Annotated in this window: 4 protein-coding genes and 1 pseudogene; 2 read left to right on the forward strand and 3 right to left on the reverse strand. The window is 40.5% G+C overall.

The genetic code is table 11. The features are described from left to right. Positions 1-277 precede the first annotated feature (277 nt). Together RMO35_RS09295 and RMO35_RS09300 are read left to right on the forward strand one after the other, a co-directional pair. Positions 278-505: a hypothetical protein gene (locus tag RMO35_RS09295; RefSeq protein ID WP_309740485.1), complete on the forward strand. Its 228-nt coding sequence runs from the start codon at positions 278-280 to the stop codon at positions 503-505. Further along, a complete protein-coding gene (locus tag RMO35_RS09300) occupies positions 502-924 on the forward strand; it encodes a hypothetical protein (protein WP_309740487.1) in 423 nt (140 codons plus the stop codon). Before RMO35_RS09295 ends, RMO35_RS09300 begins: the two co-directional genes overlap by 4 nt. A gap of 317 nt (positions 925-1,241) precedes the next feature. On the opposite strand, the gene RMO35_RS09305 is transcribed toward RMO35_RS09300, so the two are convergent. The 3 genes and pseudogenes from RMO35_RS09305 to RMO35_RS09315 all read right to left on the reverse strand — a co-directional run. Next, entirely contained in the window at positions 1,242-1,694 is a 453-nt protein-coding gene (locus tag RMO35_RS09305) for a hypothetical protein (RefSeq protein WP_309740489.1), read from the reverse strand. Positions 1,695-1,905: 211 nt separating this feature from the next. Beyond that, positions 1,906-2,250 (reverse strand): hypothetical protein, encoded by a 345-nt coding sequence (locus tag RMO35_RS09310; protein ID WP_309740491.1) that lies wholly within the window; start codon positions 2,248-2,250, stop codon positions 1,906-1,908. A 249-nt stretch (positions 2,251-2,499) separates the two neighbouring features. After that, positions 2,500-3,062 (reverse strand): annotated as a pseudogene (locus RMO35_RS09315) (glutamate synthase subunit alpha); the annotation flags it as partial.

A 3,062-nucleotide genomic window follows, 5' to 3' on the forward strand; every position in this document is an offset into this window, starting at 1 on the left:
CTCCGTATCGGGCTGCTATCGCACCAGTGAGGCTTCGGTCTTAACTGTTAGAACACACTTCTAGCATAATCCCTTGCCCGTGTCCCAGAGCAGTTTCTTTCATCCCTTAGACGACGTTTTAGTCGGCTTAGTTGCTCTGAAAGAGAATCGCTTCTTGCAGTAACTCAGTCATACAAATCAGTCTAGGTATAATTCATCTGGGCTAGCTTTATTTTAATCGTTGGCGTAGCCTCTCGCCAGAGAATCGAGCTATGATATTTAGAGAACTGCATTCGTCATGGTGATTCTTATGCTGTCAGGAGATTTGCTCAAGTCGTTACGGGACTTAAATCGTGCCGATAAGTTGTATGCTGTCCAAGTTTTGGTTTCAGATTTAGCACGAGAAGAAGCTAAGTTGTTACAACCTGGGATACCATATGAGATTTCCTCTCCTTATGATTCTTTCGGTGCAGCTAAAACAATGCTTGAATTTTTAGAACAATCTAAGCAGCAACTGCAAACATGATTCAGCCGATTAGATTTCCGTTCGTTTCAACAAATCCTGCACTGGGTGAAGCTGGATTTAGACCTTTTTTGCCAATTGCTCTCACGAATAAAGATCGGGTAATTATGGCGGAAGGTTTGCTAGATACGGGGGCTATGGTTAATGTTCTTCCGTATGAAATAGGTTTAGAGTTAGGCTTTGTATGGAGTCAACAGAATATAACCCTAGATTTAACGGGTAATTTAGCGAAGGATGAAGCTCGTGCGGTAGTTGTTCAGTCTGTCGTCGGTCAATTTGAGCCAGTACAGCTTGTTTTTGCTTGGACAAAAGCGACGGATATTCCAGTGTTATTAGGACAGGTTAACTTCTTTATTGAATTTGATGTCTGTTTTCATCGATCGCAATTAAATTTTGAAGTTAATCCTAAAAATTCAGATTAATAAGCTATTCGATCGATCGACAACTCAAATTTTCATTTAGGATCGATCTCAAATCTTGCTCGCTAATAGGACGAGTCTTCAGTTTGGCAATAGCTTGTTTCAGCAACTCAGTAATACAAATCAGTCTAGGTATAGTTAATCTGGGCTAGTTTTATTTTAATCGATCGATCCACAACTCAATGTGTCAAATTTTTCTCTAGGATCGATCGCAGCTAAAATCAAATGAGGACATTCGAGGACAACAAATATATTATACATATTAACAGAAATTTAAAATTTTTGAAATCTTATTCATCTGCTGAGATTCTTGCCGCACACTATTGAACCATAATATACAAATATCCTTTCTGACATATTTTCTTGCTACTATTTGTGTATTTTACTAGATAGTTCCGTAGTTCAATTAGCTCGCTTAATCCCGAAATATCTAAGTTTGTATTGTCAGAAAACAAGCCATTTTGAGAGATGTTTGAGCAACACTTCTCGAGGTATTTCGTTAGCTCAGTACGAAATCGATCCAGAATATCTTTATCTAGCTTGTCTGATTCACATACAAATGCTTTGCCAGACAAAGCTTTCAAAGAAACAGACTTTCCTGAAAGCTTTTCTACAACACCTACTTCTTCAAATTTTTCAATAAAGTGTTCAAGAAATTTTACGATTTCAGGCACAGATATCATAATTGGTTTTTCTGCGAATGCTTCTGCATCGTAGAATATATTTAAGTCACTACGTTCTAATTTTGTTGAGAAAATTAAAGTGTACTTCATTATTCCTGCGGAGATTTTTCTCTAGCTACTATTGTGACTCTAATACCATAGGAATCTGCTGATTCATATGATGTTCTTGCAGCAGAACGGCACCGAATGATAATTTCTGTCGCATCTGGTATGGCACGAAGTTGAGCACCTACAATTTGATCTAGCATTGGACGAGTTAAATGGCGATCCTTAAACTCTAAAGCAATTTTCTGATTAGCCACTAATAGTCACCATTAACAATAATATTTCTGATCCGAGATGCTACATTTTTTGCGCCTTTTTCAGTTGGGGCAATAATATTAATCACACAATCAATTCCACCATCTGCACCAAAACGGTTCTCGATGCTTTCTGGTGTAAGTTTTACACCATATACATCTGTGAATTCAACCGTTTCAAAACCTTTTAGCCTCTTCATCATGAGCTTTAGCTCATTATGCTCAAAAACATAGCCCATTTGACTAGGCGTTAATGTTTCGACTGGCTTAAAATCGACTACTTTAGGGGAGTTGAAAAAATCTTTCACCCACCCTACTACAAGCTGAATCACGCTTGTTGGCTCCATAAATACTTTGACTACATCTTAGTATTCCCAAATTTGCCATTCGACTATCATACTGAGCATCGGATATTGAAATATATAGGACTCCTCACAAAAAAGATTTTAAAATGCTAAACCAAGCCTATAATTTACTCAATCAACACTCTCGATTTGTGAAAATACTAATTATCTATTTCTCTTTAAAATAGCTCGTATAATAAAAAAGAGTAAAGTAGATTATTCCACTTTACTCTAAATAATTCACATTACGATCTAAGCACTCACAGCCTGTTTTGCACTAGCCTCCGGCGTTTCCGCCTCCGAAGGAGGAACCAACTGCCAAAACTTCGGCAGATACTCCGCCCAGCGACTCAAGATTTCCTGTGCCTTCTGACTCCCTGTTTTCGCACCATGTGCTGCAATTAGATCCTTCAATTGCTTCTCACCTGCTGCTGTTTGTACCCGTTGCCATTTGACGATTTCAGGATTGATTTTGGCGATGAAGGTGTCGTCTTCATCCAAGAAATAACCCAAGCCGCCTGTCATCCCTGCGCCGACGTTGCGCCCGACTTGTCCGAGGACTACTACCACACCGCCTGTCATGTATTCGCAACAGTGGTCGCCTGTGCCTTCGACTACGGCGGTGGCGCGGGAGTTGCGGACGGCGAAGCGTTCGCCTGCGCGTCCGTTGGCGTAGAGGTAGCCGCCTGTGGCTCCGTAGAGACAGGTGTTACCGATGATGACGTTGCGGCTGGTGTCGAAGGTGCTGCCTGTAGGTGGTTTGATGACGATTTCGCCGCCGTTGATGCCTTTACCTACATAGTCGTTGCTTTCGC

Source organism: Chamaesiphon sp. OTE_20_metabat_361 (assembly GCF_031364565.1).

Excerpts from the sequence above, each read along its gene's own strand:
- RMO35_RS09300 (WP_309740487.1), top strand. The coding sequence starts at position 502 with ATGATTCAGCCGATTAGATTTCCGTTCGTTTCAACAAATCCTGCACTG.
- RMO35_RS09310 (WP_309740491.1), bottom strand. The coding sequence starts at position 2,250 with ATGGAGCCAACAAGCGTGATTCAGCTTGTAGTAGGGTGGGTGAAAGAT.
- RMO35_RS09295 (WP_309740485.1), top strand. The coding sequence starts at position 278 with ATGGTGATTCTTATGCTGTCAGGAGATTTGCTCAAGTCGTTACGGGAC.
- RMO35_RS09305 (WP_309740489.1), bottom strand. The coding sequence starts at position 1,694 with ATGAAGTACACTTTAATTTTCTCAACAAAATTAGAACGTAGTGACTTA.